This is a genomic window from Consotaella salsifontis, assembly GCF_900167365.1.
Taxonomy (GTDB): domain Bacteria; phylum Pseudomonadota; class Alphaproteobacteria; order Rhizobiales; family Rhizobiaceae; genus Consotaella; species Consotaella salsifontis.
Window position 1 is genome coordinate 71,406 of sequence record NZ_FUXL01000012.1, and the last position, 25,742, is coordinate 97,147.

Consider the following 25,742-nt stretch of genomic DNA (forward strand, 5'->3'; position numbering starts at 1 on the left):
GCGCAACGGTCGATAACGCAGGCTTTATGAAGTGCTCAGTCTTCGCCGAAAGGCTCCAGTGAATGGCGCTTCAGAAGCGGCAGCTGGGCCATCATGAAGATGATCGTGAGCGGCATCGTGCCCCACACCTTGAAGGCGACCCAGGTATCGGTCGAGAACAGGCGCCAGACCACCTCGTTCAATCCCGCGAGCACGAAGAAGAACAGCCCCCATCGCAGCGTCAGCTTTCGCCAGCCCTCGTCGGTGAGCTTGAACGCCTGGTCGAAGACATAGCCGAGCAGCGGCTTGCCGACCATGAGACCGCCAAGAAGGATCACGCCGAAGAGGGCGTTGACGATGGTCGGCTTCATCTTGATGAAGGTGTCGTTCTGCAGCCAGAGCGTCAGCCCGCCGAAGACCACGACGAAGACACCCGTGACCAGGGGCATGACCGGCAGCGTCTTGGTCAGCGCCCATGACAGGGCGAGCGCGATCACCGTCGCCGCCATGAACAACGCGGTGGCGATGAAGATCGGCCCGCCGAGCGCGGCCAGCGCTGGGAAATGATCAACGAGGGCCTCGCCCCGCGAATTGGCGAAGAAGAAGACGGCGAGAGGGCCCAGTTCCAGGGCGAGCTTCAGAAGCGGGTTGAGCGCCTTGTGCCCCGGTGTGTTCGGCGCCTCTTCGAAAATGTGCTGCTGATCGGTCATCACGCGTCCTGTCTCGTCTGCCGCCCTCATATTGGCACGGAAAGCGACGAGAGGAAGACGAAACCGCAAGATTGCAGGACGGGCACTGAACTTGCCGTGCGCCGGTCGGGCTCACGAAATCAGCGGCGGGCTGTCAAACGGTGTCGATCTCGATCAGCAAAGCCTCGCCCGATGCCGCCACGGGCTCGAGGATGACGTCGCCATCGAGGATGAGCGCGTCGCGCGGCGCGAGGGTTTCGGCCTCCGCATCTGACCGGACCGCAAGTGGCGTCAAGGCGAAGACAATCGTTGTTTCACCCTTCTCAAGGGCCTGTGCGCCGTCGAGCCTCAGCCGCCGCACGTGGTGCTGGAAGGCGGCGCGGCGCGTCATGACGTTGAGATCCGTGATGGGGCCGGCGAGGAGACGGCATTCGGCCGCCACGTCTCCGGCGAAGGCAAAGGGCGCATCCGCCGCCGTGAGGCGTGCGGTCGTCACCTTGCCCTCGAAATCGAGGACGATGCCGTCGCCTTCGATGACGGTCAGTGTGCGGTCAATGCCGGGAAAGGCGGAGAACAGGCCGTCGGTGGCGACGTGCGCCATGCTGATCCGCCAGCCGAACTCCTCCAGACCGGCATTCGGCGGAAAGACGGCGATCTCCGCCGTCTCGCCGCCGCCGTTCTTCCATGGCATGCGCCTGTAACGGGCGCTCGCGAGGATCGTCATCACTCAGTTGCCGAGAATGCCGGGAAGGCGCAGCCCATGTTCCTTGGCACAGTCGATCGCCGCCTCGTAGCCGGCGTCGGCATGGCGCATGACGCCGGTGGCTGGATCGTTCCAGAGCACCCGCCCGATGCGTCGATCGGCATCCTCGGACCCGTCGCAGCAGATCACCATGCCTGCGTGCTGGGAAAAGCCCATCCCGACGCCGCCACCGTGGTGGAGCGAGACCCAGGTCGCCCCCGAGGCGGTGTTGAGGAGGGCGTTGAGGAGCGGCCAGTCGGAGACGGCGTCGGAGCCGTCGCTCATCGCTTCTGTCTCACGGTTGGGCGAGGCGACGGAGCCGGAGTCGAGATGGTCGCGGCCGATGACGATAGGGGTCTTCAGCTCGCCCTTGCGCACCATCTCGTTGAAGGCGAGGCCGATGCGGTGGCGATCGCCGAGGCCGACCCAGCAGATGCGTGCCGGCAGGCCCTGAAAGGCGATGCGCTCGCGCGCCATGTCGAGCCAGCGGTGGAGATGGCCGTCTTGCGGCATCAGCTCCTTCACCTTCTCGTCGGTGCGATAGATATCCTCCGGGTCGCCCGAGAGCGCGGCCCAGCGGAACGGCCCGACGCCCCGGCAGAACAGAGGCCGGATGTAGGCCGGCACGAAGCCGGGGAAGGCAAAGGCATCCTCGAGACCCTCTTCCTTGGCCATCTGGCGGATGTTGTTGCCGTAGTCGACGGTGGGAACGCCGGCCTTGGCGAAGTCGACCATGGCGGCGACATGCTGGAGCATGGAGGCGCGGGCGGCCTTTTCGACCGTCTTCGGCTCGCTCTCCTGGCGCTCGCGCCACTCGGCGACGGACCACCCGAGGGGCAGATAGCCATGGACGGGATCATGCGCGGAGGTCTGGTCGGTGACGATGTCGGGCCGCACGCCGCGACGGAAGAGCTCCGGGAAGATGTCGGCGGCGTTGCCGATGAGGCCGACGGATTTCGCCTCGCCCGCCTTTGTCCAGCGCCCGATCATCTCCAGCGCCTCGTCGAGGCTCGCCGTTTTTTCGTCGACGTAGCGGGTGCGCAGGCGGAAATCGATGCGGCTCTCGTCGCACTCGACGGCCAGGCAGCAGGCGCCGGCCATGACGGCGGCAAGCGGCTGGGCGCCGCCCATGCCGCCAAGCCCGCCGGTCAGGATCCACTTGCCCTTGAGGTCGCCGCCATAATGCTGGCGTCCCGCCTCGGCGAAGGTCTCGTAGGTGCCCTGAACGATGCCCTGAGCGCCGATATAGATCCACGAGCCGGCCGTCATCTGGCCGTACATCATCAGGCCCTTTTTATCGAGCTCGTTGAAGTGGTCCCAGTTGGCCCAGCGCGGCACGAGGTTGGAATTGGCGATGAGGACGCGCGGCGCGTCCTTGTGGGTGCGGAACACGCCGACCGGCTTGCCCGACTGGACGAGCAGCGTCTCCTCGTCGGTGAGCGTCTTCAGCGTCGCGACAATGCGGTCGAAATCGTCCCAGGTGCGCGCGGCACGGCCGATGCCGCCATAGACGACGAGCTCGTTCGGCCGCTCGGCCACATCGGGATCGAGGTTGTTCATGATCATGCGCAGCGGCGCTTCGGTGAGCCAGCTCCGGGCATTGAGCTCGGAGCCATGCGGCGCCCTGACTTCGCGAATGTTGTGGCGGGGATTGGTCATCATGTCACCTGGCGGACTGGAGTTCGGGGGCGATCGCCACCATGCGTGTCAGGATCGCCTTGAGATGGATGCGGAGCCGCTCAGTCTTCTCATCGTCATAGGCGAAGGGCGCGCTTTCGGTCGTGAGATAGGCCGACTGCGCCAGCTCCATCTGGAGGGCGTGGATATTTTCGGCGGGCTTGCCGTAGTGGCGCGTCGTCCAGCCGCCGCGAAAGCGTCCGTTGACGACATGGCTGTAGCCATCGGCGCCGGCCGCCACCTCCGCCGCGGCCGCCTCGATGCGCGGATCGCAGGTCTTGCCGTTGTCGGTGCCGATGTTGAAGTCGGGCAGCCGCCCTTCGAAAAGGAAGGGGATGAGCGAGCGGATGGAATGGCAGTCGTAGAGGACGGCGACGCCATGGAGCGCCCTGACGCGCTCGATCTCGGCGGCGAGCGCCGCGTGATAGGGCTGATGATAGGCCTCGCGTCGCGCCTCGATCTCGGCGGCGTCAGGCTCCTCGCCCTCCTGCCACAGCGGCAGGCCGTCGAAATCGGTCATGGGCACCAGGCCGGTGGTATTCTGGCCCGGATAGAGGCTCGCCCCGCTCGGATCGCGGTTGGCGTCGATCACGGTGCGGTGGAAGGTCGCGCGCACCACCGTCGCATCGGGCACCAGCCCATCATAGAGCCGCTCGATGTGCCAGTCGGCATCGGCGCGGCTTTTGCCGACCTCGCTGAGGCGGGAGAAGATGTCCCCTGGAATGTCGAGGCCGACATGCGGCATGGCGAGAATGAGGGGCGAGCGCCCCTGCTGGACGATGACGGGGTTCATCGGGCCGTCTCCAGAGCCGGCAGGACGTCGGCCACGGGCGCGACGAGAGCGCCGGAGGCGACGAGAGCACGGGCCTTCTCCAGGTCGCCGGCCATATAGCGGTCTTCTTCGAGAGGCGGCACGACTTGGCGCAGCGCCGCCATCACCGCCGCGAGACGCGCGCTGGTCTGAAGTGGGGCGCGGTATTCGATGCCGCGAACCGCCGTCAACGCCTCAATGCCGATGATGGTGTGAAGGTTCTCGGTCATGGCGAGAAGGCGGCGCGCGCCGTGGCAGGCCATGGAGACGTGATCCTCCTGATTGGCGGAGGTCGGCGTCGAATCCACCGAGGCGGGATGCGCCATCTGCTTGTTCTCGCTCATCAGCGCCGCCGACGTTACCTCGGCGATCATGAAGCCCGAGTTGAGCCCCGGCTTGGAGGCGAGGAACGCGGGAAGCCCGAAGCTCAGGGCCGGATCGACGAGAAGGGCGATGCGCCGCTGGGTGATCGCGCCGATCTCGCAGATGGCGAGGGCGATCTGGTCGGCGGCGAAGGCCACGGGCTCGGCGTGGAAGTTGCCGCCGGAGACGGCGGTTCCGTCATCGAGGATGAGCGGGTTGTCGGTCGCCGCGTTGGCCTCGATCTCGAGCGTGGTCGCCGCCTGGCGCAGCAGGTCGAGACAGGCTCCGATCACCTGCGGCTGACAGCGGATGCAATAAGGGTCCTGCACCCGGCCATCCCCAACGAGGTGGCTTTCGAGGATGGCGGAGCCATCGAGCAACGTCCGCAGCGATGCGGCGACGTCGATCTGGCCCTTGTGTCCGCGCAGATCGTGGATCGGCGCCTTGAAGGGAGCGGCCGAGCCCATGGCTGCGTCGGTGGAAAGGGCGCCGGAGACGACGGCGGCGCGGATCGCGTGGCTCGCGCGGAAAAGGCCGGCAAGGGCAAGCGCGGTTGAGACCTGCGTGCCGTTGATGAGGGCAAGGCCCTCCTTGGCGGCGAACGCGACCGGAGAAAGCCCGGCCGCCTCCAGCGCCTCGCGCCCCGGCCGGCGCTCGCCGGCGACGAAAGCCTCGCCCTCGCCCATCATCACCGCCGCCATGTGGGCGAGCGGCGCGAGATCGCCCGAAGCCCCGACCGAGCCCTTTTCGGGAATGACGGGCACGACGTTCCTGGCGAGCATCGCCTCGAGAAGCCGCACCACCTCGAGCCGCACGCCCGAGGCGCCTCGCCCGAGGGAGACGAGCTTCAGCGCCATGATCAGCCGCACGATCTCGGGGGCCAGCGGTGCGCCGACGCCGCAGCAGTGGGAAAGGATGAGGTTGCGCTGAAGCAGCGCGAGATCGCCTTTGGAAACCTGGACCTGGGCGAGTTTGCCGAAGCCGGTGTTGACGCCATAGACGGGGGCGTCGCCGGCGGCGATCGCCGCCACCGCGGCCGAGGACTTCTCGACCCCGGCGATGGCCTCGGGCGCGAGCCTGACGGCGCCGCCGTCATGATAGATCGTGGCGAGGACTTCCAGGGAAACCGACCCTGGATTCAGCATCAGCGTCATCGTGTCTTGCCTTCTTAAATGTTGCCGCGCCAGACCCGCCCGTGGAGCGGGTTGAAACCAATTCGGTAGACGAGCTCGGCCGGCTCCTCGATGTCCCAGATGGCCAGGTCCGCCCACTTGCCGGGCTCGAGCGTCCCGATCTCGCCGAGCCGGCCGAGTGCCCGTGCCGCCTCGCGCGTGACGCCGGTAAGGCACTCGTCGACGGAGAGGCCGAAGAGCGTCGCGGCCATGTTCATGGTGAGGAGAAGCGAGGTCAGCGGCGACGTGCCGGGATTGTTGTCTGTGGCGATGGCGATCGGCACGCCCGCCTTGCGCATGTCATCGACAGCTGGCTTCTTCGTCTCATGGATGAAGTAGAACGCGCCGGGCAGCAGCACCGCAACGGTGCCGGCGGCGGCCATCGCCGCGATGCCGTCGGCGCTTGCATGTTCGATGTGGTCGGCCGACAGCGCGCCATGGCGCGCGGCGAGGGCGGCGCCGCCATTGTCGTGAAGCTGGTCGGCGTGGAGCTTCACCGGCAGGCCGAGCGCTCGCGCCCTGGTGAAGACGCGGTCGACCTCCTCGGCCGAAAAGGCGATGGTCTCGTGGAAGGCGTCGACGGCGTCGGCAAGGCCGAGCCGGGCGATCTCCGACAGCATGTCCTCCACCACATGCGCGACATAGCCCGCGCGGTCGTCCTTGAATTCCGGCGGCACGGCATGGGCGCCGAGAAAGCTCGTCGTCACCGATACGGGTCGCTTCTCGGCGAGCCGGCGCGCCGCCCGCAGCGCCTTGATCTCGTTGCTCAAGTCGAGGCCGTATCCCGACTTGATTTCGACCGTGGTGACTCCCTCGGCGATCAGCGCGTCGAGGCGGGGCAGCGTCTCGGCGATGAGCGCTGCCTCGTCGGCTGCCCGGAAGGCGCGCAGGCTGGAAATGATGCCGCCGCCCGCCTTGGCGATCTCCTCATAGGAGGCGCCCTTCAACCGCATCTCGAATTCGCGGGCGCGGTTGCCGGCATGGACGAGATGGGTGTGGCAATCGATGAGGCCGGGCGTGATCCAGCGCCCGCCGCAGTCGATCGTCTCCTCCGCGTCGAACGCGCCGAGACCGGCCGCCGGGCCGGCATAGACGATGTGGCCGTCGCGGGCCGCGACGACGCCGTCCTCGATACGGCCGAGAGGATTGGTCCCCGCCACCATGGTGGCGAGGCGCGCGTTGCGCCAAAGGCGTGATGGTGTGTGAGCAGTCATTGTTGACTCGTCCATGGGCTGGCATCAGTCATGAATTTATGTATAGACATAAACCTGAGATGCTTGTCCAGTGGTCACTGTTCAAAAAAGAGGATCGTCGATGTCCACCCTGTGGTTTGATCAGGCTCTGCTGCCCAGCGGCTGGGCGAGGAACGTCGCCATCGAAATCGACGGCGGAAGGATCGTGGCCGTCGAGGCCGATCGCGAACGCACCGGATGCGACGAGGCCCACGCGATCGGCGTGCCCGGCCTTCCCAACGTTCATAGCCATGCCTTCCAGCGGGCGATGGCGGGCCTCACCGAGGTGCGGGGGGCTTCGCAGGACAGCTTCTGGACGTGGCGCCAGCAGATGTACCGCACTGTCGACGCGATGACGCCGGACGACGTCGAGGCTGTGGCGGCGCTCGCCTATGTCGAAATGCTGGAGTCGGGTTTCACCCGCGTCGGCGAGTTCCACTACCTCCACCACGCCGAGGATGGCTCGCGCTATTCGAACGTCGGCGAGATGTCCGCCCGCATCGCCGCAGCGGCGGAGACGACCGGCATCGGCCTGACGATGCTTCCGGTCTTCTACGCCCATGCCAATTTCGGCGGCGCCGAGCCATCTCCTAGCCAGCGTCGCTTCATTTCGAGCATCGAGACCTATGGCGAAATCGTCGAGACCGCGCGGGCCGAGGTTTCGCGTCTTCCGGGTGCGGTGGTCGGGATCGCGCCCCACAGCCTCCGCGCCGCGACGTTTCGTGAGATCGAGGACATTCTTCCGCTTGCCGGAGGCGGGCCGGTGCATATCCATGTCGCCGAGCAGACGCGCGAGGTCGAGGAATGCCTTGCCATCGAGGGCGGACGGCCGGTGGAGCTGCTGCTGGCCCGCGCCCCGGTCGATGAGCGCTGGTGCCTCATCCACGCGACGCATGTGACGGATGAGGAGGTGCGCGGCATCGTCGCGGCGGGGGCAACGGTGGGGCTTTGCCCTATCACCGAGGCCAATCTCGGCGACGGCATCTTTCCGGCCGCGGAGTTCGCGGCGGCTGGCGGCCATTTCGCGGTCGGCTCTGATTCCAATGTGGAAATATCGGCGCCGGGCGAGCTGCGAATGCTCGAATACTCGCAGCGCCTCTCGCGACGGGTTCGCAACGCCATGGCGGCGGGCAGCGGCCGTTCCACGGGCCGATCGCTGTTCGAGGCGGCGCTTTCCGGCGGCAGCCGCGCGTTAGGCGTAGAGGGAAGGGGGCTCGCTGTCGGCGCCCCGGCCGATATTGTTTCGCTCGATCCGGCGCGCGCGATCGGCGCGGGGCTTGATCAAGACGCCGTGTTCGATACCTGGATATTCACAGGCGCATCCTCGCTGGTCGACTGCGTGTGGCGGCATGGTATCAAGCAGGTGGAAGGCGGCAGGCATCGCGCGCGGGAAGTGATCGCCGCCCGCCTTCGAGCGAGTCTGAAGCGGATGATGATTTGAACGAGACAAGCAACAAGGGTGAGTCGCGGGCCGATCCGGCGCTCTACCGGCGCATTCGCGCGGACCTTGAGGAAGCGATCCTTTCCGGGAAATGGCCTCCCGGCCACCGTATTCCCTTCGAGCATGAGCTCATGGTCCGCTATGACTGCGCGCGCATGACCGTGAACCGGGCGGTCTCGGCGCTGGTGGATTCGGGGCTCGTCGAGCGCCGCCGCCGCGCCGGAACGTTCGTCGCGCAACGAAAGGTCGAGTCCGCCGTCCTCAACATTCCAAACCTCGCCGACGAGGTGAAGGCGCGCGGCATGCGCTACAGCTATCGCCGCCTCTCCCTCGATCGTCGCGCGGCCGGCGCCGAGGACGTGAAGGACTATGGCGTGGAAGAACGGGCGGATATCATCGAGATTCGCTCGCTGCACTTCGCCGACGACATTCCGCTCGTCTGCGAGCTCCGTCTCATCCACGTCGCGGCGGTGCCGGCGGTCGCGGATCTGACCTTCGAGGAGGCTTCGCCGGGAAGCTGGCTTCTGGCCCATGTGCCGTGGACGGAAGCCCAGCACCGGATCTCGGCCGTCACCCCCGATCGGCAGACCACGGCGCTTCTCGAAATTCCGCGCAACACGGCCTGCCTCTGCCTCGAGCGGCGAACCTGGCGCAACGGCGGCCCCGTCACCTTCGCGCGGCAGATTTTCCGCGGCGACATGTACCATTTCGCCGCCCACTTCGTGCCGAGCAACTGAGCGTATTTTCCTGATCGTCGCCGGCCTGCCACGCCATGGAGGCGCGGCAGGCCGGCGGCTTCATTCAAGTCTGGTCAGTCGATGACCTTCATCTCCAGGACGCGGCCCTGGTCGAACCAGGTTTCCATGCCGGTGACGCGGAGCTGCATCTGGCCTTCCACGACCTCGCCGATATAGGAGATCGGCAGGGGCTCGTCGGAGGTGTCGTCGCCATAGACGATGCAGAACTGCTGGCGCGGGCTGTAGAAGCAGACGGTGCCGGCGGCCGTGCCGTACTGCTTGATGCGCTCCTTGCCGAGATCGCCGGTGACATGCAGGTTTTCCCACGGCGCGACGATGGGCAGCGTGAAGAAGATCAGGTCGCCGTTGAGCTTGCCGTGCTGAAGCATCGTCTTCATCGGCAGCTTTTCGCGCAGCTCCTTGGCAATGATCGGGACCTTGTCTTCCCAGACCTCGATCTTGCAGATTTCCTTGCCTTCGATTTCAATCGCGAGACGCATTTTTTCTCTCCTCGTTCGTGTGGGGCTTAGTCGGCTTTGGCCTTGAGCGGCTTCTTGCGGAAGCCGCCACCCAGGCCCCAGGGGAGGATGAAATCGACCCACATGTGCAGGCGGTTGGCATAGCCGAGCGCTGCCTTGGTGAGAGCCAGAAGCTCGGCGTTGGTGGTGCAGGCCTGGGCCGCATCCACATACATGCGGGTCATCTCGCAGGCATGCGGCAGGCCGACGAAGTCGAAGAACGACGCCTTGTAGCCGATGACCTGGGCAATATAGGCCTGCAGCGTCTTGAGGTCGGGCTCGCTGTCCTCAATGACGCGGATGATGCCCCAAAGGAACTCGTCGGCGAAGGTGCGGGTCTCGCCCTCGGCGAAGATGATGGTCGACAGATACTGGCCACGCGAGCCGGAATTGCGCGGGACATAGCCCTCGCTGAGCGAGCGAACCTCCTCCGGTTGATCGAGCCAAATCTTCTCCCGCTCGGCTTCGAGCTTCCTGATCGCCTCTTCAACGGTCATGAACTTTCCTTTCTTCCTGGATTTGCTGGCCGTTCCGCCGCATGGCGATGACGGCATGGAGGGCTCGGCGTCAGCGCGCCGATCGCTGTGGCCGCCGGCATTCGCGCGGCCGCTTTTTCCTTTCAGAGAACGCGGGCGAAGAAGGAGCGCGCGCGTTCGCTGGTGGGATTGTTGAAGACCTCGTTGGGAGGACCGCACTCGACGACGCGACCGTCGTCCATGAAGGCGACGCGATCGCAGACTTCCCTGGCGAAGGCCATTTCGTGGGTCACCACGACCATGGTCATGCCGTCGGCCGCGAGGTCCTTCATCACGGCCAGAACCTCGCCCACCAGCTCGGGATCGAGCGCGGAGGTCGGCTCGTCGAAGAGCATCAGCTTGGGGTCCATTGCCAGCGCCCTGGCGATGGCCACCCGCTGCTGCTGACCGCCGGAAAGCTGGGATGGATAGGCATCCGCCTTGGATGACAGGCCGACGCGCTCGAGAAGCGCAGCCGCTCTGGCGCGCGCGCGCTCGACGGGCTGCCGCTTCACCTGCACCGGGCCCTCGATAACGTTCTCGATCGCCGTCTTGTGGCCGAAGAGGTTGAAGCGCTGAAACACCATGCCGATTTCGGCCCGCGTCAGCGCCACTTCCGCGTCGGACAGCTCGTAGAGCTTGTTGTCGCTGCGTCGGTAGCCGACGGGCTCGCCATCGACGGCGAGATAGCCGCCGGTGATCTTGGTCAGATGGTTGATGCAGCGCAGAAAGGTCGACTTGCCGGAGCCGGAGGGGCCGATGAGGCTGACGACCTCGCCTCGGTCGACGGTGAAATCGATGCCCTTCAGGATCATCTGGTGGCCGATCTGCTTCTCCACGCCGACCGCTTCGACCATGTGGAAACTCATGTCCGCTCTCCCGGCTGAGGTGTGGCGGAGTGCCGGCCCCGGGCATAATGGCGCTCGATGCGCCCCTGGATCACGGTCAGCACCGACGTCAGCAAGAGGTACCAGCAGCAGCACACGAGCAGCAGCGGAATCACCTCGAAATTGCGCGAATAGATGGTCTGCGCCGAGTAGAGCAGGTCCGACAGGGAAATGACGCTGACGAGGGACGTCATCTTCAACATGCCGATGGTCTCGTTGCCCGTCGGCGGAATGATGAACGGCATGGCCTGCGGCAACACGATACGCCGCATGGCGCGCAGACGCGTCATGCCGATGGCGCGCGCCGCCTCTTCCTGTCCCGTGTCGACCGACCCGATGCCCGCCCGCACGATCTCCGCCATATAGGCGCCCTCGTTGAGGCTGAGGCCGAGAAACGCCGCCATGAAGGGCGTGATGAGGGTGTTGGTGTTGACGGTGAAGAGGCTCGGGCCGAAGGGCACGCCGATCGACAGATTGGGGAACAGCGCCGCGAGGTTGTACCAGAAGATCAGCTGCACCAGGATCGGGGTGCCCCGGAAGAACCAGATGTAGACCTTGGCGAAACCGACCACCAGCCAGTGCTCCGAGCGGTGCATGACGGCGATGATGATGCCCAGGACCGCGCCGGTGAGCATGCACATCGCGGTGAGGCCGAGCGTGGTGGCGAGGCCTTCGAGAATAGCGGTCGAGAACAGGTAGCTGCCGACCAGCGGCCATTCGAAGTTGGGATTGAGAACCACGCTCTGGAGAAGCGCCAGCCCGACGAAGACGACGATCAGAGGCGGAACGAAGCGCAGGACCGAGCGGCGAGGGACGACTTCCATGTGCTCGTGCCGAGGCGGATCGTTGATGTCCTGTGAGGTCTCGTGGGTCACCATGGCGATTTCCCCTTCCAGCGAATGAAACGGGGGCCGCCGGGAGAGCCGGCGGCCCGTGCGGCATCGGCTCAGGGCTTCGGCTGGGTCAGCGGCTTCTTGGTCGCCAGGTTGATGCCAGGCTCCTTGAGCGCCAGCAGGGAAATGTCCCACTTCTCCATGATCTTGTCATAGACGCCCTCGGCATGGACCGCCTTGAGGCCCGCCAGAAGCGCCTCGGCCAATTCCATGTTGTCCTTCTTGACCACCATCCCGTTGTAGTACTTCGGGAGATACTCGTTCTCGACGACGCGGATCGGCTTGGGCGCGCGCTTCTTAATCTCCTCCGTGGCGGCGATGTCGTTCAGCACGAAATCGACGCGCCCCGAATAGAGGGCCAGCAGCACGGCGTCGCCCGACGGGTACTGGTTGACGGTGACGGGCTTCAACCCCTTCGACGTGCAGTGAGGCGTCATCTCGTCATTGACGACGTTGACGAAGTCGAAGCCTTGCTGGACCGCGACGGTGAGCCCGCAGAGCGAATCCGCGTCCGACGTGATGGACGTGTTGGATGCCAGCTTGAACACGGCACCGGTGGCATAGGCGTCGTCAATGAAGGTCACGCGCTTCTGGCGCTCGGGATTGTCGGAGATGCACTCGGCGGCCATGTCGTAGCGGCCACCCTCCACGCCGGGGATGAGGCCGGCGAAATCGATCGACTCGACAGTGTAGGTGATGCCGAGCTTTTCGGTGATCGCCTTCCACAGATCCGGCTCGTAGCCGACGATCGTCTTGTTGTCCGCCGCGAAATATTGGCACGGCGGGTAATGGGCATCGGTGACGATGGAGATCTTGCCGGCTTCCCGGATCTTCTCGGGCAGCATGTCGTGCAGACTCTTGTCGGCTTGCAGAGCCGGAATTCCGGCCCCAACCACCTCCGCCTCGTCGGCGAAGGCAACACCCGTCAGCATGGTGAATGCGAGGACTGCGGTGGCAAGCGGTGTCGGAATCCCGGCTGTCATATTCGAACCCTCATGGTGTTTTGATCTGGACGGCATCAGGTGCCGGTCCTTGTTTTTGTATAGACATATAGAAGGCTGTCAAGCGCATTCTGTCTATCCTGGTAGCGAGCCCAATTTTTAGGCAAAAGACAAGCGGCCTCCGGTTGTCGCCTTGCGCACCAATGCGAACTGAACGTGTTTTCTGGGATGGAGGGGCGACAGGGCAGGCTGAGGGGCGATGGCGGTCGACTGTCGATCTGCGGCGGGACGGTGTCGCCTGCGTCAAAAAAAGCCTTTGACAGGCACCCCGGTTGCTTCGTATGTAAGCGCTTACAGGAGTGAGGGTATGGTCTGGGAGATGAGGCTCGAGCCGGGGGAGCGACAGGCTTCCTTCTGAAGCCGGCATTGGGCTGCCGAACGATCGTTCCGACCTGAAGAAATTTGCGGCGTCCAGGGCTTGTCGGCGCCGTCGCGTTCGCGCGGCGGCATGCTCGGCGGCAACGGGAAAGCCATGTGCGGGCGGGGGCGGAGCACGTCTTCTGGCGGCGCTCCGCCCTCCGGGTGAATTAGCGTTGCCGCGCTGCGGTGGTGCGCGAGGATTGGATAGTTGGTGGGCAGGAAATGACGCGATACGAAGGTATCATTCCGGTGATGATCACGCCGTTCAAGGACGACGGCGCGATCGATTATGAGGGCGTCTCCAGGCTGGTGGACTGGTATGTGGAGAACGGTGCCGACGTTCTGTTCGCCGTCTGCCAGTCGAGCGAGATGCTGTTCCTCAGCCTGGACGAGCGGGTCGCTCTCGCCCGTCACGTCAAGAAGGCGGCGGCGGGCCGCATCCCGGTCATCGCGTCCGGCCATGTCAGCGATCGCCTTGAGGACCAGGAGCGCGAACTCAATGCGGTGGCGGAGGCGGGTGTCGACGGCATCGTGCTCGTGACCAATCGCCTCGACGCCGATCAGCGGGGCGGCGGCAAGTTTCTCGATGACCTCGGCTGGCTGCTCGACCGCCTGCCGGCGGATCTGCCGCTCGGCCTCTATGAGTGCCCTGCGCCCTATCGGCGGCTTCTGAGCGACGATGAGATCCGGTTCTGCGCGCAGTCGGGGCGGTTCGTGGTGCTCAAGGATGTGTCCTGCGACCTCGCCACCGTCGAGCGCCGGGTCGCCCTCACCAAAGGCTCCAAGCTGTCGGTGGTCAATGCCAACGCCGCCATCGCCTTCGCGGCGATGCGCGCCGGCTCCAACGGCTTCACCGGCGTCTTCACCAACATCCACCCCGATCTCTACAAGTGGCTGCTCACCCATTGGCGGGAGCATCGGGAACTGGCGGACGAACTGTCGGTCTATCTGGCGCTGTCGGCCATGGCCGAGCCGATGGGCTACCCCAAGCTCGCCAAGCTCTATCACCAGCGTCTTGGAACCTTCGCGGGCGTCGGCAGCCGCGCCGTGACCTTCGATATTCGTGAGAAATTCTGGGCGCTCGATGCGCTGATCGACAAGATCGTCGAGGGGCAGGACCAGTTCCGCCGCCGCATCGCCGCGCTCTGAGCGGCGGCGATCCGTCAGACGATGCCATCGGGTCAAGGGCGTTTCCTTCGCAGTCGAGGGCGCCCGGGCACCGGGAGAGAGTGAGGGCAAGCCATGTCACACAAGGTGCTGGTCACTGCGACCAATTATTCGAAACTGTGCCGCGAGGCGAAGGCGCTGTTCGAGGAGAACGGCTGGGAGGTGGTGGAGAACACCTTCGGCCGGCCGATGACTTTCGACGAGCTGAAGTCGCGCGTCGGCGATATCGATGCCGTCATCGCCGGTGTCGACGACTGGAACGAGGCGGTCTTCAAGATCGCTCCGAAGCTCAAGGTGATCAGCCGTTTCGGCGTCGGTGTCGACAATATCGACGTGGAGACCGCGCGCCGCCACGGCATCGCCGTGACCAATGCGGCCGGCGGCAACTCCAACGCGGTGGCGGAGATCACCATCGGCCTCATCATTTCCGCGATGCGCGCCATCCCTCAGCTTCACCAGACGACCCGCCAGGGCCGCTGGGATCGCTTCGTCGGCGAGGAAATTCTCGGCCGGACCGTCGGCATTCTCGGCTTCGGCAATATCGCCCAGAAGATCGCCCGGAAATTGCAGGGGTTCGAGGTCGAGGTTCTCGCCTACGACAAGTACCCCAACCAGGAGGCGGCTTCGCGCCTGGGCGTGACATTGGCAACCTCGGAGGATGTGCTGTCGCGGGCCGACGTGCTCCTGATGATGCTGCCGAGCCTGCCCGAGACGCGCGGCTTCATGAACGCCGAGACCTTCGCGAAAATGAAGGACGACGCCTACTTCATCAACACGGCCCGAGGCGCCCTGGTCGACGAGACGGCGCTGGCAGACGCGCTTTCGAGCGGCAAGCTCAGGGCGGCGGCGATCGACGTCTATCAAAGCGAGCCGACCTCGGCGGACAATCCGCTGTTCCAGTTGGACGGCATCGTCACCACGCCCCACACCGCGGCCGAGACCTTTGAGGCCTATCGCGGTATCGGGCTCCTGACAGCGCGGGCCGTGCTCGACGTCTTCGCCGGTCGCAGCCCTGCCAATCTTCTGTAGCGGCCTCAAAGCCCGCCCCCGAAACTTCAGTCGCCCGGTGGAGCGGGCAGGGGAGGAATCTTGAAAATCGTCGACCTCTTCGATCGTAACTTCGAGAAGTCCATCGTCACGGTGATCCTCGTGGCCACGTCGTTGATCCTCGTGGTCCAGGTCTTCATGCGCTATGTGCTCGGCTCCCCGCTGGTTTGGGCGGAGGAGCTGGCGCGGTATCTGCTCGTCTGGTGCACCATGATCGGCACCAGTCTGGCGGTCAGGGAGAGCCGCCACATCGTCGTCGATTTCGCTCCCGTTGTCTTCGGCGCGCGCTCCGTCGGCCTCTTCAGCGTGCTCTCCCATATTGGTGTCCTGATCTTCTGCGGGGTGATCCTCTACTACGCCATCCCCTTCGTCGAGCGGGTTCGCGCGCTTGGTCAGCTTTCGCCGACGCTCGAGATCCCGATGTGGCTGGTCTACGCCGCTCTTCCCGTCGGCGCCGCAGCCTCCGCGCTGCGCACCCTTCAGGCCATGTGGTTGCTCCATAGGGGTGTTCCGGTTCCGGCCGGACAGAATGCCGAGGAGTCGCTCTGATGTATCCTCTCGTCGCTCTCGGCTCTTTCCTCCTCATTCTGCTTCTCACCGTGCCCATCGCCATGTCGCTTGGACTGGCGGCCTTCATTCCGGGCTGGATGGGGGCGCCGGTCAACCCGAGCCAGGTGGTGCGCACGATCGTCACGGCGATCGATTCGTTCCCGCTGCTCGCCGTGCCGCTGTTCATGGTCGCCGGCGACATCATGACCCGCGGCGGCCTCGCCAAGCGGCTCTTCAATTTTGCCGATGCGCTGCTCGGACGCTTCAACGGCGGACTGGCCATCGCCACCGTCGTCGCCTGCATGCTGTTCGGCGCCATTTCCGGTTCCTCGCCCGCCACGGTCGCGGCCATTGGCTCCATGGCGATCCCGCTCCTGGTGTCGAATGGCTACGAGAAGCGCTTCGCCACCGTGCTCGTGGTTTGCGCCGGCACCCTCGGCGTGATCGTGCCGCCGAGCATCCCCATGATCATCTACGGCATGTCGGCGGGCGTCTCGGTCAGCGCGCTGTTCATCGCCGGCATCGGCCCGGCCTGCGTCATTGGCGGCCTGCTGTCGGCCTATGCCTTCTGGTACGGCACCAAGAACAAGCACAGGATCACGACCCAAGCAGGCAAGATTTCCCTGATCCGAGCGACACGCGAGAGCTTCTGGGCGTTGCTGGCCCCGGTCGTGGTGCTCGGTGGCATCTATTCGGGCGCCTTCACGCCGACCGAGGCGGCGGCGATCGCGGTAGCCTACAGCGCCGTTGTCTCGCTCTTCATCTTCCGCGAGATGAACCTGCCGCAGCTTCTGGACACCATCGGGCGCACTTCGCTCACCATCGCGCCGATCCTCATCATCGCCGGCACCGGCGCCGCCCTCGGCCGCGTCTTCAACCTGCTGCGCGTGCCCGTGATGCTGGGTGACCTGATCTCCAGCGTCGTCAGCGAGCCGGTGATGCTGCTCCTGCTCATCAACGCGATGTTGCTGGTCGTCGGCATGTTCATGGAGACGCTCGCCGCCATCATCGTGCTGACGCCGATCTTCCTGCCGATCGTCATGCCGTACGGCGTCGACCCGATCCATTTCGGCCTGATCATGACGACCAACCTTGCCATCGGCTTCGTCACGCCGCCAGTGGGCGCCAACATCTTCGTCGCCACGGGACTGACCAAGTTGTCGATGGTGGACGTGTGCAAGGGGCTGCCTGTTCCCCTGGCCATGCTCGTCATCGCCCTGGCCATCATCACCTATGTGCCGGCGCTGTCGCTCTGGCTGCCGGGCCTCGGCGGCTGAACCGGTCAACTATCATCCGCGATCCAAAAAGGGAGTGAGAAAAATGAAACTGACGAGATCCTTCGTCGCTGCCGCCGCGCTTGCCGTGGCGACCGCACTGCCGACCATCGCGTCGGCGGCCGATTACACGATGATCATGGCCCACACGCTGTCGGACACCAAGCATCCGATCTATCAGGCGTTCCTCAAGCTGAAGAAGGACATCGAGGAGCGCTCGGGTGGGCGCATCGAGGTGGTGGACCAGGGTGGCGGCGCCCTCGGCGGCGATCGCGAGATCATGGAATCCACCATGTTCGGCGATGTGCAGTTCGGGCCGATGGCGAGCTCCGGCGCCACGCAGTTCATCCCCGAACTCGCCGTTTTCGACATTCCTTACGTGATGCCGACGGACAGCGAGGAGAGGCGCGCGCTGACCAACGAGGGTCCTCTGGCCGATGCCATCGCCAAGGCGCTCGAGGCCAAGGGCCTGCGCTTTGAGGGCACTATGGACGGCGGCTTCCGCAACCTCACCACGTCCAACACCGAGGTTCACACCCCCAAGGACATCGCCGATGCGGGATTGCGCATCCGTGTCCAGGAGAACCCGATCCACATCGCCATCTGGAAGGCTCTCGGTGCCGCGCCGACGCCGATCTCCTTCCCCGAGCTTTACGGCGCGTTGCAGCAGGGCGTCGTCGACGGACAGGAGAATCCCTACGGTCACATCCTGTCCCAGCATTTCTACGAGGTGCAGAAGTACCTCATGAACACGCGCCACATCTTCCTGGCGAACCTCAACATCATCAACCTCGCCTGGTACCAGGATCTGCCGGACGATCTGAAGAAGGTCGTGGACGACAGCTTCAAGGATGCGACCGACTACCAGTGGCAGCTTCAGGCCGAGCTCGAGCAGGGACAGCGCGCCGAACTCGCCAAGCACATGACGATCGTCGACCTCTCTCCCGAGGAGCTGAAGCAGTTCCAGGAAAAGACCGCCGACGTCATCGATATGGTGCGGGAGAAGGCTGGCAACGAGATCGTCGACACGCTGATGTCGCAGATCAAGAAATAAGCTAGCCAAGAGGGTATGGCTTGCCGCCCCAGGCGGTAGGCCATCCCTCTAGAGCGGGATGAGTTGAGCTTCGCTCATCATCCCGCTCCATCTTCTTCTGTGCGCATGACCTTTTCCGAAAACCGGTTCCCACTTTTCGGGATCATGCTCTAGGCACTCATTCGTGTGAAGGCTTGATAAGCCGGCTACCTGTGATATTTGCCGCCGGGCCGTCGACCAGTGTCGAGGTCCACTTCCGGAGGTGCCCTTGGCCGCTGCCATCGTCATTCCACCAAGGTCCATCCCGCCGCAGAAGCGATCGCCATGAGAGCGCCCGGCGGCAGGACGCCGCAAGGTGGCGGAGGCAGCCAGGAGCCCCCGGCGGATACGGCGGCGGGCGACGCCAAGCGCGGTGATGCCGTCGTGCGCCGCACGCGTGGCAGCAGTGGCAAGGTCAAGCTCGACGAGGTGGCCCGCGCCGCCGGCGTATCGACCGCCACGGTGTCTCGTGCCTTCAACGAGCCCGACAAGGTCTCGGACGAGATTCGCGAGCGCGTCTTCGCGGTCGCCAACGCACTTCATTGGATTCCCAATGCCGCGGGTCGCGCGCTTGCATCCAGCCGGACTCATATTGCCGGCGCTATCATCCCAACGCTCGACAATGAGGTTTTCGCCCGCCAGATCAACGCCATGCAGGCCGTCATGGCCGGCCATGGCTATACCCTCTTTATTGGCTGCTCCAACTACGACCAGGCGGAGGGGCTGAAGCAGGCCCAGGCTATGCTGGCGCGAGGCGTCGAAGCTTTGGCTTTTGCCGGCGAGCGCCATCCGGCGGAACTCTTCCAGGCGCTCAAGGCGCGGGGTCTCCCCTATGTTGTGACCTATTCCTATCGAGCTGACAGCCCGCATTGCTGCGTCGGCTTCGACAACAAGGTCGCGTTTCGCCGGATCACGCGCCATCTTCTCGAACTTGGCCATCGTCGCTTCGGCATCATCTCCCAGCCGGTGGCCGACAACGACCGCGTCGAGGCGCGCCTCGCTGGAATAAACGAGGAGCTCGCCGACGCTGGGCTCGCTGTGCCGGAGGGCCGGTGCCTGATCGGCCCCGGCACGCTGGACGCTGGCGCACAAGGCTTGGCGCGCCTGATGGACAGTCCGAAGGCAGATCGGCCCACCGCCGTCATCTGCGGCAACGACAATCTCGCCCTTGGCGCGCTGGCCTGCGCGCCATTCCTCGGCTTGCGCGCACCGGACGATTTTTCCATCACCGGCTTCGACGATCTTGCGATCTCCTCGCGCCTTTCACCGCGTCTCACCACCATGAGGGTCGACAACCATGCCATCGGGGCGATCGCTGCCGAGAAGCTGCTCTGGTCCATGGGGCACAAGGGCAAGGCGGCGGAGCCCCGCGAACTCGTGCCCGACCTGATCGTGCGCGACACGAGCGGGCCGCCCAGTGGGGATTGAAATGGGGGGACGCTCATGCTTCGCGCCTTCACAGGCTGCGACAGACCGGTGAGGCGTCTTGCCGCGTCGATCGATGATGTGGTTGCGTAAAGAAACGAGTCGGCCGGCAAGACCGGATTGCGTAAAGGGAGTGGGATCAGCGATGAGCATTGTCGTTTTCGGCAGCACCAACATGGACATCTTCGCTTATGCGGAGCGGCTGCCGCGTCCGGGAGAGACGGTCCATGGTGAAAGCTATTCCATCACCCTGGGCGGCAAGGGAGCAAACCAGGCTGTCGCCGTGGCCCAGCTCGGCGGCAGGGTCGAACTGGCAGGGCGAACCGGTCAGGACACGTTCGGCGCCCTGGCGCGGGAGCGTCTGACGCAGAAGGGCGTCGGCCTCACCTATCTTCTGGAGGACCCGGCGAGCCCGACGGGCATCGCCGCCATCGGTGTCGACGCCCGCGCCGAAAACTGCATCACCGTGGTCGGCGGTGCCAACATGGCGGTGGGCGAAAGCGACGTCGAGCGACTGGCGCCGCTGATCGGCGCGACCCGCGTCCTGCTTCTCCAGCTCGAAATCCCGCTCGAGGCCTCCCTTGCGGCGGCGAAGCGATTCCGCGCCGGCGGGGCACTCGCGATCCTCGACCCGGCGCCCGCGCCTTCGGGCGGCTTTGCGCCGGAGATCTGGTCATCGGTCGATGCGATGACGCCCAACGAAACGGAGACCGAGGCGCTGGTGGGCATCCGCCCGACCGACATTCCCTCGGCCGCCAAGGCCGCCGCCGCGCTGATCGAGCGCGGGCTGCGCATCGCCGTCGTCAAGATGGGCGGTGCCGGCGTCTACTATCGCGGCGGGGGCGGGGAGGGGCATATTCCCGCCTTCAAGGTAACACCTATAGACACGGTGGCCGCCGGCGACTGCTTCAATGGCGGCCTCGCCTTCGCCCTGGGGCGCGGCGACGACTGGCCTGATGCGCTCCGCTTCGCCTCGGCCTGCGGTGCTTTGGCCACGACCCGCCGCGGCGCATCCGACGCGGCGCCTTCTCTCGCCGAGGTCGAGGAGATGATGGCTCGCGGCTGAAGCCGGCGCGGGGCATTTCATCGACCTTTTCACGGCTCGCGCTCCGCGAGCCTCAACGGCTGGATTTGATCAAGCCATGCAGCCGGAGCGCTGCTTGAGAACAGGCGCGGCACCACGCCCGCCTGTCGGTGCGGCGCGCCTGGCTGCACCGCGCTTGTCCTCTCGTCTCGGATCGGCGCTTTTGGCCGCTACAAATGGACGCAGAACGATATCGGCGCGGTCACCGGGGGGCCGGCGCGATGGCGGCGCTTTGCTTGAACGATAACGATTTCAGGCAGCAAACCTCGCCTGCCTGCCGCCAGCTTAGACACGTCCTGCCTTCCACAACTGCGGCAGCGATTCTTCAAATTGATCAATCTCAAGGCGAAAATTCGTCAAGTGCCCGAATGATCCTGGTCGTGGCCGCATAGTTCCCTGCCGCGTTGAAAAGCCTGGACATCCCGCGTGAAAGTCAGCCTTCGCGATCGGCGGAGGACTCTCTTGGTGCGTCGGCATGTTCGTCATGAGGGAAGAGTGATGACTGAAAGACGCGATGAGACCATGTCCTTCATGAGCGCCTCGCCAACCCGCCGCCAGTTGCTGCAAGCTGCCGGCTGGTGTGGGCTCGCGACGGCCGCCGCAGGGCTGAGCTCACCCTTCTCCTGGTCCGCGATGGCGGAGCCCGCCGCTTCAGGCGTTGCGGCCGCTTCGAAAGGAATCGACAAGACGGTCTGGAGCGCATGCACGGTCAATTGCGGCAGCCGCTGTCCGCTGCGCATGCACGTCGAGAACGGCGTGATCAAGTGGGTCGAGACCGACAACACGGGCCTGGACGTTTACGGCGAGCATCAGGTGCGCGCCTGCCTGCGTGGCCGCTCGATGCGTCGGCGCGTCTATAATCCCGACCGATTGAAGTATCCGATGAAGCGGGTCGGCCGGCGCGGAGAGGGCAAGTTCGAGCGAATTTCGTGGGAAGAAGCCTACGATCTGGTGGCCGACAATCTCAAGCGGGTCATTGCCGAGCATGGCAACGAGGCCGTCTATCTCAACTATGGCACGGGCACTTTGGGGGGCAGCGTCACCCGCTCCTGGCCTCCCGCAAACTCTCTCATCGCGCGCCTGATGAACCTGTGCGGCGGCTATCTCAACCACTACGGCACCTACAGCACCGCGCAGATCTCGTTTGCGACGCCATTTACCTATGGGACGTCGGCGGATGGCAACAGCCCGTCCGATATCGCCAACACCAAGCTCCTGGTGATGTTCGGCAACAATCCCGCCGAAACCCGAATGAGCGGTGGCGGCGTGATCTATCATCTGGCCGAGGCGCGGGCGCGCTCCAATGCCCGCATGATCGTGGTCGATCCGCGCTACACTGATACGGCCGGAGGCCGTGAGGATGAATGGATACCCATTCGTCCCGGCACGGACGCCGCCCTGGTTGCGGGGCTTGCCCATGTGCTGATCACCGAGAACATGGTCGACCAGCCCTTCCTTGATCGCTATTGCGTCGGCTACGACGAGACGACGCTGCCTCCCGAGGCGCCGCGCAACGGCCATTACAAGGCCTATATCCTGGGCGAAGGGCCGGATGGCATCGCCAAGACGCCGGCCTGGGCGGCCTCGATCACCGGAATCCCGGCTGATCGCATCATCAAGTTGGCGCGCGAGATTGGTTCGACCAAGCCGTGCTGCATCATGCAAGGCTGGGGGCCGCAGCGCCATGCCAATGGCGAGATGAGCTCGCGCGCCGTCCTGATGTTGGCCATTCTCACCGGGAACGTGGGCATCAGCGGTGGCGGGTCTGGCGGCCGCGAGGGCTCGTTCTCGATTCCCTTCGAGCGCTTCCCGACCCTGAAGAACCCGGTGAGCACTGCGATCCCCGTGTTCATGTGGACCGACGCCATCAAGCGCGGGCCAGAAATGACCGCGCTGCGCGACGGCATTCAGGGCAAGGAAAAGCTCGACGTTCCCATCAAGTTCATCTGGAACTACGCCGGAAACGCGCTCGTCAATCAGCACGCGGACATCAACCGCACGGACGAGGTTCTGGGCGACGATAGCCTTTGCGAGATGATTGTCGTCATCGACAATCACATGACCGCCTCGGCGCGCTATGCCGACGTTCTTTTGCCCGACCTGACCACCTCGGAGCAGATGGACCTGGTGATGGACGCCAGCGCCGGCAACATGAATTACCTCATTTTCGCGGATCAGGCGATCGAGCCGCTGTTCGAGTGTCGGTCGATCTACGACATGTGCTCGGAGATCGCCGCGCGAATGGGCGTCAAGGACGCCTTCACCGAGGGACGGACGCAGGAGGAATGGCTGCGCCATCTGGTGGAGATCAACCGCGAAAAAGACCCCGCCCTGCCGGATTTGGACAGCTTCCGCGCCGCCGGCATCTACAAGCGTCACGATCCCGACGGCCATCACATCGCCTACAAGGACTTCCGGGCAGACCCGGAGGGGCACCCGCTGAAGACGCCTTCGGGCAAGATCGAGATCTACTCGCAGCGTCTGGCGGATATCGCCGCCACATGGGAGCTGGCGCCGGACGACGTCATCGATCCGCTGCCGATATATGCCTCCACTTTCCGTGGCTGGGACAGTCCGGAGCGCAAGACCTATCCGCTGCAGCTCACCGGCTTCCATTTCAAGGCACGCACCCATTCCACCTATGGCAATGTCGATGTGCTAAAGGCGGCGGCGCAGCAGGAGGTTTGGATCAACCCGATCGATGCCGGGCCTCGCGGCATCGCCAACGGCGATCTCGTGCGCGTCTTCAATGCCGAGGGCGAGACGCGCCTCCACGCCAAGGTGACGCCGCGCATCATGCCGGGCGTGACCGCCATGGGCGAGGGCGCCTGGCACAGCGCCGACAGCTCGAAAGTCGATCATGCCGGAAGCATCAACGTGCTGACCACGCAGCGCCCGTCGCCGCTGGCCAAGGGCAACCCGCAGCACACCAACCTTGTCGACGTGCAGAAGGTGGCGTGAGGAAGAGATCATGACCCAACAATACGGCTTCTTCATCGATTCCAGCCGCTGCACGGGATGCAAGACCTGCATGCTCGCCTGCAAGGACCTCAAGGATCTTCCGCCCGAGGTCAACTTCCGCCGCGTCTATGAATACACCGGCGGCGAGTGGACACAGGACGGCGATGCCTGGCGGCAGGACGTTTTCTCGTATTACACCTCCATCGCCTGCAATCACTGCGCCGATCCGGCCTGCACCAAGGTTTGCCCGACAGGCGCCATGGCCAAGCACGAGAACGGCTTCGTCATCGTCGACGAGGAGGTTTGCATCGGCTGCAAGTCCTGCGCCATGGCGTGCCCCTATGGCGCCCCGCAATACAGCGAGGTGAAGCGGCACATGACCAAGTGCGACGGCTGCTACGGCCGCGTCGCCGAGGGCAAGAAGCCAGTGTGTGTCGAGGCCTGCCCGCTGCGCGCCCTGGACTTCGGCCCGATCGAGGAACTTCGGGAAAAGCACGGCACGCTGGCGGCCGTGGCGCCCTTGCCCGAGGACACCTACACCCATCCCTCGATCGTCATCAAACCCAACCCCAAAGCGCGTCCGGTGGGCAACCACGACGGCTTCCTGGCCAACCCGAGGGAGGTGTAAGATGGGCTGGAACGAATGGCCGCTGATGCTCTTCACGGTCCTGGCGCAAAGCGCCATCGGCGCCTACTGGCTGTGCGCCTTCGCTCTTTTCACCGAGCGCCGGGACGTTCTCGCCCGCCGGCGGCTTGAACGGTTGATGATCGTGGTGTGGGTGGTGCTGGGCGCCGCCTTCCTCTCATCGACCGCCCATGTGGGCTCGCCCATGCGCGGCGCCAACGTGCTGCTGCGCGTCGGGCAGGCCCCGTTGAGCAACGAGCTCTTCTTCGGCATGAGCTTCATCGCCGTCGGCGGTATCGCCTGGCTGCTCAGCCTGTTCGCCGACTCTTCGCGAACGCTGCGCAACGCGCTTTATCTGCTTGCCCTGGTGCTCAGCATCGCCTTGCTGTGGAACATGACGCGGTTCTACCTCATGCCCACGGTGCCGACATGGAACACGCCGCTGACGCCCGTGGCCTTCGTCGTGACCGCGGTGCTGGGGGGCGCGATGCTCGCCAACCTGCTGTTCGCCCTGGCCGGCCTCGCCTCGCGCCGGCTCGACCGGCTGGTGGCGGCGGTCGCCGTCCTCGGTCTCATCGGGGGCGTCGTCGCGGCGGTGGTCCTGATCACCACCTTGCCCGGCATTCAGACGTCGGTTCACGCCGCGACGTCCATGTCGCCCGACATGGGGATGTGGCAGGCGGCGCGCTTCCTGCTGCTCTTCGCGGCAGTAGCCCTGGTGCTGGGGCAGGTGATCGTCGGGCGCCGGGTTCTGCCGGTGATGGTCGTGGCCCTGCTCCTGGTGCTGGGCGGTGAGATCATCGGGCGCGGCGTCTTCTATGCGCTTCACATGACCGTTGGTCTGGTGTGACGTGACCGGCGATCCGAAAGACAGCCGGGTCGCGGCGGGGGACGGCGTCCCTCTCCGCGATCCCGCGAACGAAGAGATCTCGGCCTGCCTCGCCGTGCTCGGGGCGCTGTTCCGCTCCTCGCCGGACGATCCTTCGCTGGCGCCGGTTCTCGCCCTTCTCGCTGATCCGGATTTCAGCCGGGAGTGGCCCCTGGGCGAACCGCAAGCGCTCGCCTCCATCCAGGAGAGAATGCGGCAGGCGGGCTCGACCGGGGAAATGAAGGAGGCTTGGCAGAAGCTCTTCATCGGTCCCGACCATTTCGACGCGCCGCCCTGGGGATCGGTCTATTTGGACAAGGAGAGCGTGCTCTTCGGCGACTCCACCATGGCGTTGCGGAGCTTCCTCGCGGGACGCGGCATCGCCGTGCGCAAGGAGGTGAACGAGCCAGAAGACCACATCGGCCTTCTGCTCCAGCTCGCCTCGGGGCTGGCGGCGCGTGGCGACGAGGAGGCCCTGCGCGAGCTTCTGGCTGAGCATGTGCTGCCGTGGAGCGGGCGCTATTGCCAGCTTCTGGCCGCCAACGCCGGACATCCGTTCTACGCCGGCCTTGCCGACCTCGCCGCTCTCAGTCTTGCATACCTTGCGGAGCATCTCGGCGCCGCTCCTGCAAAGAAGGCGCTGCACTTCTGAA

The 25,742-nt window shown here is 65.1% G+C and carries 24 protein-coding genes; 13 read left to right on the top strand and 11 right to left on the bottom strand.

Annotated elements, in window-relative coordinates; translation table 11 throughout:
• Window positions 1-35: 35 nt before the first annotated feature.
• The 6 genes from B5D38_RS16065 to hutI all read right to left on the bottom strand — a co-directional run bounded on the left by B5D38_RS16065 (window position 36) and on the right by hutI (window position 6,647).
• Entirely contained in the window at window positions 36-689 is a 654-nt protein-coding gene (locus B5D38_RS16065) for a septation protein A (RefSeq protein ID WP_078709452.1), read from the bottom strand.
• Between the two features lie 133 nt (window positions 690-822).
• Window positions 823-1,392 carry a HutD/Ves family protein gene (locus tag B5D38_RS16070; protein ID WP_078709453.1) on the bottom strand — a complete coding sequence of 190 codons (570 nt, stop codon included), beginning with the start codon at window positions 1,390-1,392 and terminating at the stop codon, window positions 823-825.
• A 3-nt stretch (window positions 1,393-1,395) separates the two neighbouring features.
• Window positions 1,396-3,069, bottom strand: coding sequence for a urocanate hydratase (gene hutU, locus B5D38_RS16075; protein ID WP_078709503.1), 1,674 nt, complete (start codon window positions 3,067-3,069; stop codon window positions 1,396-1,398).
• A 4-nt stretch (window positions 3,070-3,073) separates the two neighbouring features.
• On the bottom strand, window positions 3,074-3,880 hold the full coding sequence (gene hutG, locus B5D38_RS16080; RefSeq protein WP_078709454.1) for an N-formylglutamate deformylase: 807 nt from the start codon (window positions 3,878-3,880) through the stop codon (window positions 3,074-3,076).
• The gene (gene hutH, locus B5D38_RS16085) at window positions 3,877-5,415 is read right to left on the bottom strand and encodes a histidine ammonia-lyase (protein ID WP_078709455.1); all 1,539 of its coding nucleotides are present in this window, start codon (window positions 5,413-5,415) and stop codon (window positions 3,877-3,879) included. The genes hutG and hutH overlap by 4 nt, the downstream gene beginning before the upstream one ends.
• A 14-nt stretch (window positions 5,416-5,429) precedes the next feature.
• Window positions 5,430-6,647 (bottom strand): imidazolonepropionase, encoded by a 1,218-nt coding sequence (gene hutI, locus B5D38_RS16090; protein ID WP_078709456.1) that lies wholly within the window; start codon window positions 6,645-6,647, stop codon window positions 5,430-5,432.
• 100 nt (window positions 6,648-6,747) lie between these two features.
• On the opposite strand from hutI, the gene B5D38_RS16095 reads away from it, so the two are divergent.
• The gene (locus tag B5D38_RS16095; protein WP_078709457.1) at window positions 6,748-8,106 is read left to right on the top strand and encodes a formimidoylglutamate deiminase; all 1,359 of its coding nucleotides are present in this window, start codon (window positions 6,748-6,750) and stop codon (window positions 8,104-8,106) included.
• The gene (gene hutC, locus B5D38_RS16100) at window positions 8,103-8,843 is read left to right on the top strand and encodes a histidine utilization transcriptional repressor HutC (RefSeq protein WP_078709458.1); all 741 of its coding nucleotides are present in this window, start codon (window positions 8,103-8,105) and stop codon (window positions 8,841-8,843) included. The genes B5D38_RS16095 and hutC overlap by 4 nt, the downstream gene beginning before the upstream one ends.
• Window positions 8,844-8,917: 74 nt before the next feature.
• Here hutC and B5D38_RS16105 read toward each other — a convergent pair whose 3' ends face one another.
• From B5D38_RS16105 to B5D38_RS16125, 5 genes are all read right to left on the bottom strand, one after another.
• Window positions 8,918-9,343, bottom strand: coding sequence for a cyclophilin-like fold protein (locus B5D38_RS16105; protein ID WP_078709459.1), 426 nt, complete (start codon window positions 9,341-9,343; stop codon window positions 8,918-8,920).
• 26 nt (window positions 9,344-9,369) lie between these two features.
• Window positions 9,370-9,858 (bottom strand): cucumopine synthase-related protein, encoded by a 489-nt coding sequence (locus B5D38_RS16110; RefSeq protein WP_078709460.1) that lies wholly within the window; start codon window positions 9,856-9,858, stop codon window positions 9,370-9,372.
• Window positions 9,859-9,980: 122 nt separating this feature from the next.
• Window positions 9,981-10,745 carry an amino acid ABC transporter ATP-binding protein gene (locus B5D38_RS16115; RefSeq protein ID WP_280949398.1) on the bottom strand — a complete coding sequence of 255 codons (765 nt, stop codon included), beginning with the start codon at window positions 10,743-10,745 and terminating at the stop codon, window positions 9,981-9,983.
• The gene (locus B5D38_RS16120; RefSeq protein ID WP_078709462.1) at window positions 10,742-11,641 is read right to left on the bottom strand and encodes an amino acid ABC transporter permease; all 900 of its coding nucleotides are present in this window, start codon (window positions 11,639-11,641) and stop codon (window positions 10,742-10,744) included. Before B5D38_RS16120 ends, B5D38_RS16115 begins: the two co-directional genes overlap by 4 nt.
• A gap of 68 nt (window positions 11,642-11,709) precedes the next feature.
• Window positions 11,710-12,639 (bottom strand): ABC transporter substrate-binding protein, encoded by a 930-nt coding sequence (locus B5D38_RS16125; protein WP_078709463.1) that lies wholly within the window; start codon window positions 12,637-12,639, stop codon window positions 11,710-11,712.
• 600 nt (window positions 12,640-13,239) lie between these two features.
• On the opposite strand from B5D38_RS16125, the gene B5D38_RS16130 reads away from it, so the two are divergent.
• The 11 genes from B5D38_RS16130 (at window position 13,240) to dmsD (ending at window position 25,741) form a co-directional block, all read left to right on the top strand.
• The gene (locus B5D38_RS16130; protein ID WP_078709464.1) at window positions 13,240-14,166 is read left to right on the top strand and encodes a dihydrodipicolinate synthase family protein; all 927 of its coding nucleotides are present in this window, start codon (window positions 13,240-13,242) and stop codon (window positions 14,164-14,166) included.
• A 93-nt stretch (window positions 14,167-14,259) separates the two neighbouring features.
• On the top strand, window positions 14,260-15,213 hold the full coding sequence (locus B5D38_RS16135) for a phosphoglycerate dehydrogenase (protein ID WP_078709465.1): 954 nt from the start codon (window positions 14,260-14,262) through the stop codon (window positions 15,211-15,213).
• A 60-nt stretch (window positions 15,214-15,273) separates the two neighbouring features.
• Window positions 15,274-15,780: a TRAP transporter small permease gene (locus tag B5D38_RS16140; RefSeq protein ID WP_078709466.1), complete on the top strand. Its 507-nt coding sequence runs from the start codon at window positions 15,274-15,276 to the stop codon at window positions 15,778-15,780.
• Window positions 15,780-17,057 carry a TRAP transporter large permease gene (locus B5D38_RS16145; RefSeq protein ID WP_078709467.1) on the top strand — a complete coding sequence of 426 codons (1,278 nt, stop codon included), beginning with the start codon at window positions 15,780-15,782 and terminating at the stop codon, window positions 17,055-17,057. The genes B5D38_RS16140 and B5D38_RS16145 overlap by 1 nt, the downstream gene beginning before the upstream one ends.
• A 43-nt stretch (window positions 17,058-17,100) precedes the next feature.
• Complete coding sequence (locus tag B5D38_RS16150) at window positions 17,101-18,108, top strand: TRAP transporter substrate-binding protein (RefSeq protein WP_165690880.1); 1,008 nt, start codon at window positions 17,101-17,103, stop codon at window positions 18,106-18,108.
• Window positions 18,109-18,411: 303 nt separating this feature from the next.
• Entirely contained in the window at window positions 18,412-19,554 is a 1,143-nt protein-coding gene (locus B5D38_RS16155; RefSeq protein WP_078709469.1) for a LacI family DNA-binding transcriptional regulator, read from the top strand.
• Window positions 19,555-19,696: 142 nt separating this feature from the next.
• Complete coding sequence (rbsK, locus tag B5D38_RS16160) at window positions 19,697-20,617, top strand: ribokinase (RefSeq protein WP_078709470.1); 921 nt, start codon at window positions 19,697-19,699, stop codon at window positions 20,615-20,617.
• A gap of 516 nt (window positions 20,618-21,133) precedes the next feature.
• Window positions 21,134-23,596, top strand: coding sequence for a DmsA/YnfE/YnfF family dimethyl sulfoxide reductase (locus B5D38_RS16165; RefSeq protein ID WP_078709471.1), 2,463 nt, complete (start codon window positions 21,134-21,136; stop codon window positions 23,594-23,596).
• Window positions 23,597-23,606: 10 nt separating this feature from the next.
• The gene (locus B5D38_RS16170) at window positions 23,607-24,224 is read left to right on the top strand and encodes a DMSO/selenate family reductase complex B subunit (RefSeq protein ID WP_078709472.1); all 618 of its coding nucleotides are present in this window, start codon (window positions 23,607-23,609) and stop codon (window positions 24,222-24,224) included.
• A 1-nt stretch (window position 24,225) separates the two neighbouring features.
• Window positions 24,226-25,071: a dimethyl sulfoxide reductase anchor subunit family protein gene (locus B5D38_RS16175; protein WP_078709473.1), complete on the top strand. Its 846-nt coding sequence runs from the start codon at window positions 24,226-24,228 to the stop codon at window positions 25,069-25,071.
• Window position 25,072: 1 nt separating this feature from the next.
• Window positions 25,073-25,741 carry a Tat proofreading chaperone DmsD gene (gene dmsD / locus B5D38_RS16180; protein WP_207552975.1) on the top strand — a complete coding sequence of 223 codons (669 nt, stop codon included), beginning with the start codon at window positions 25,073-25,075 and terminating at the stop codon, window positions 25,739-25,741.
• The last annotated feature ends 1 nt before the right edge of the window (window position 25,742 follow it).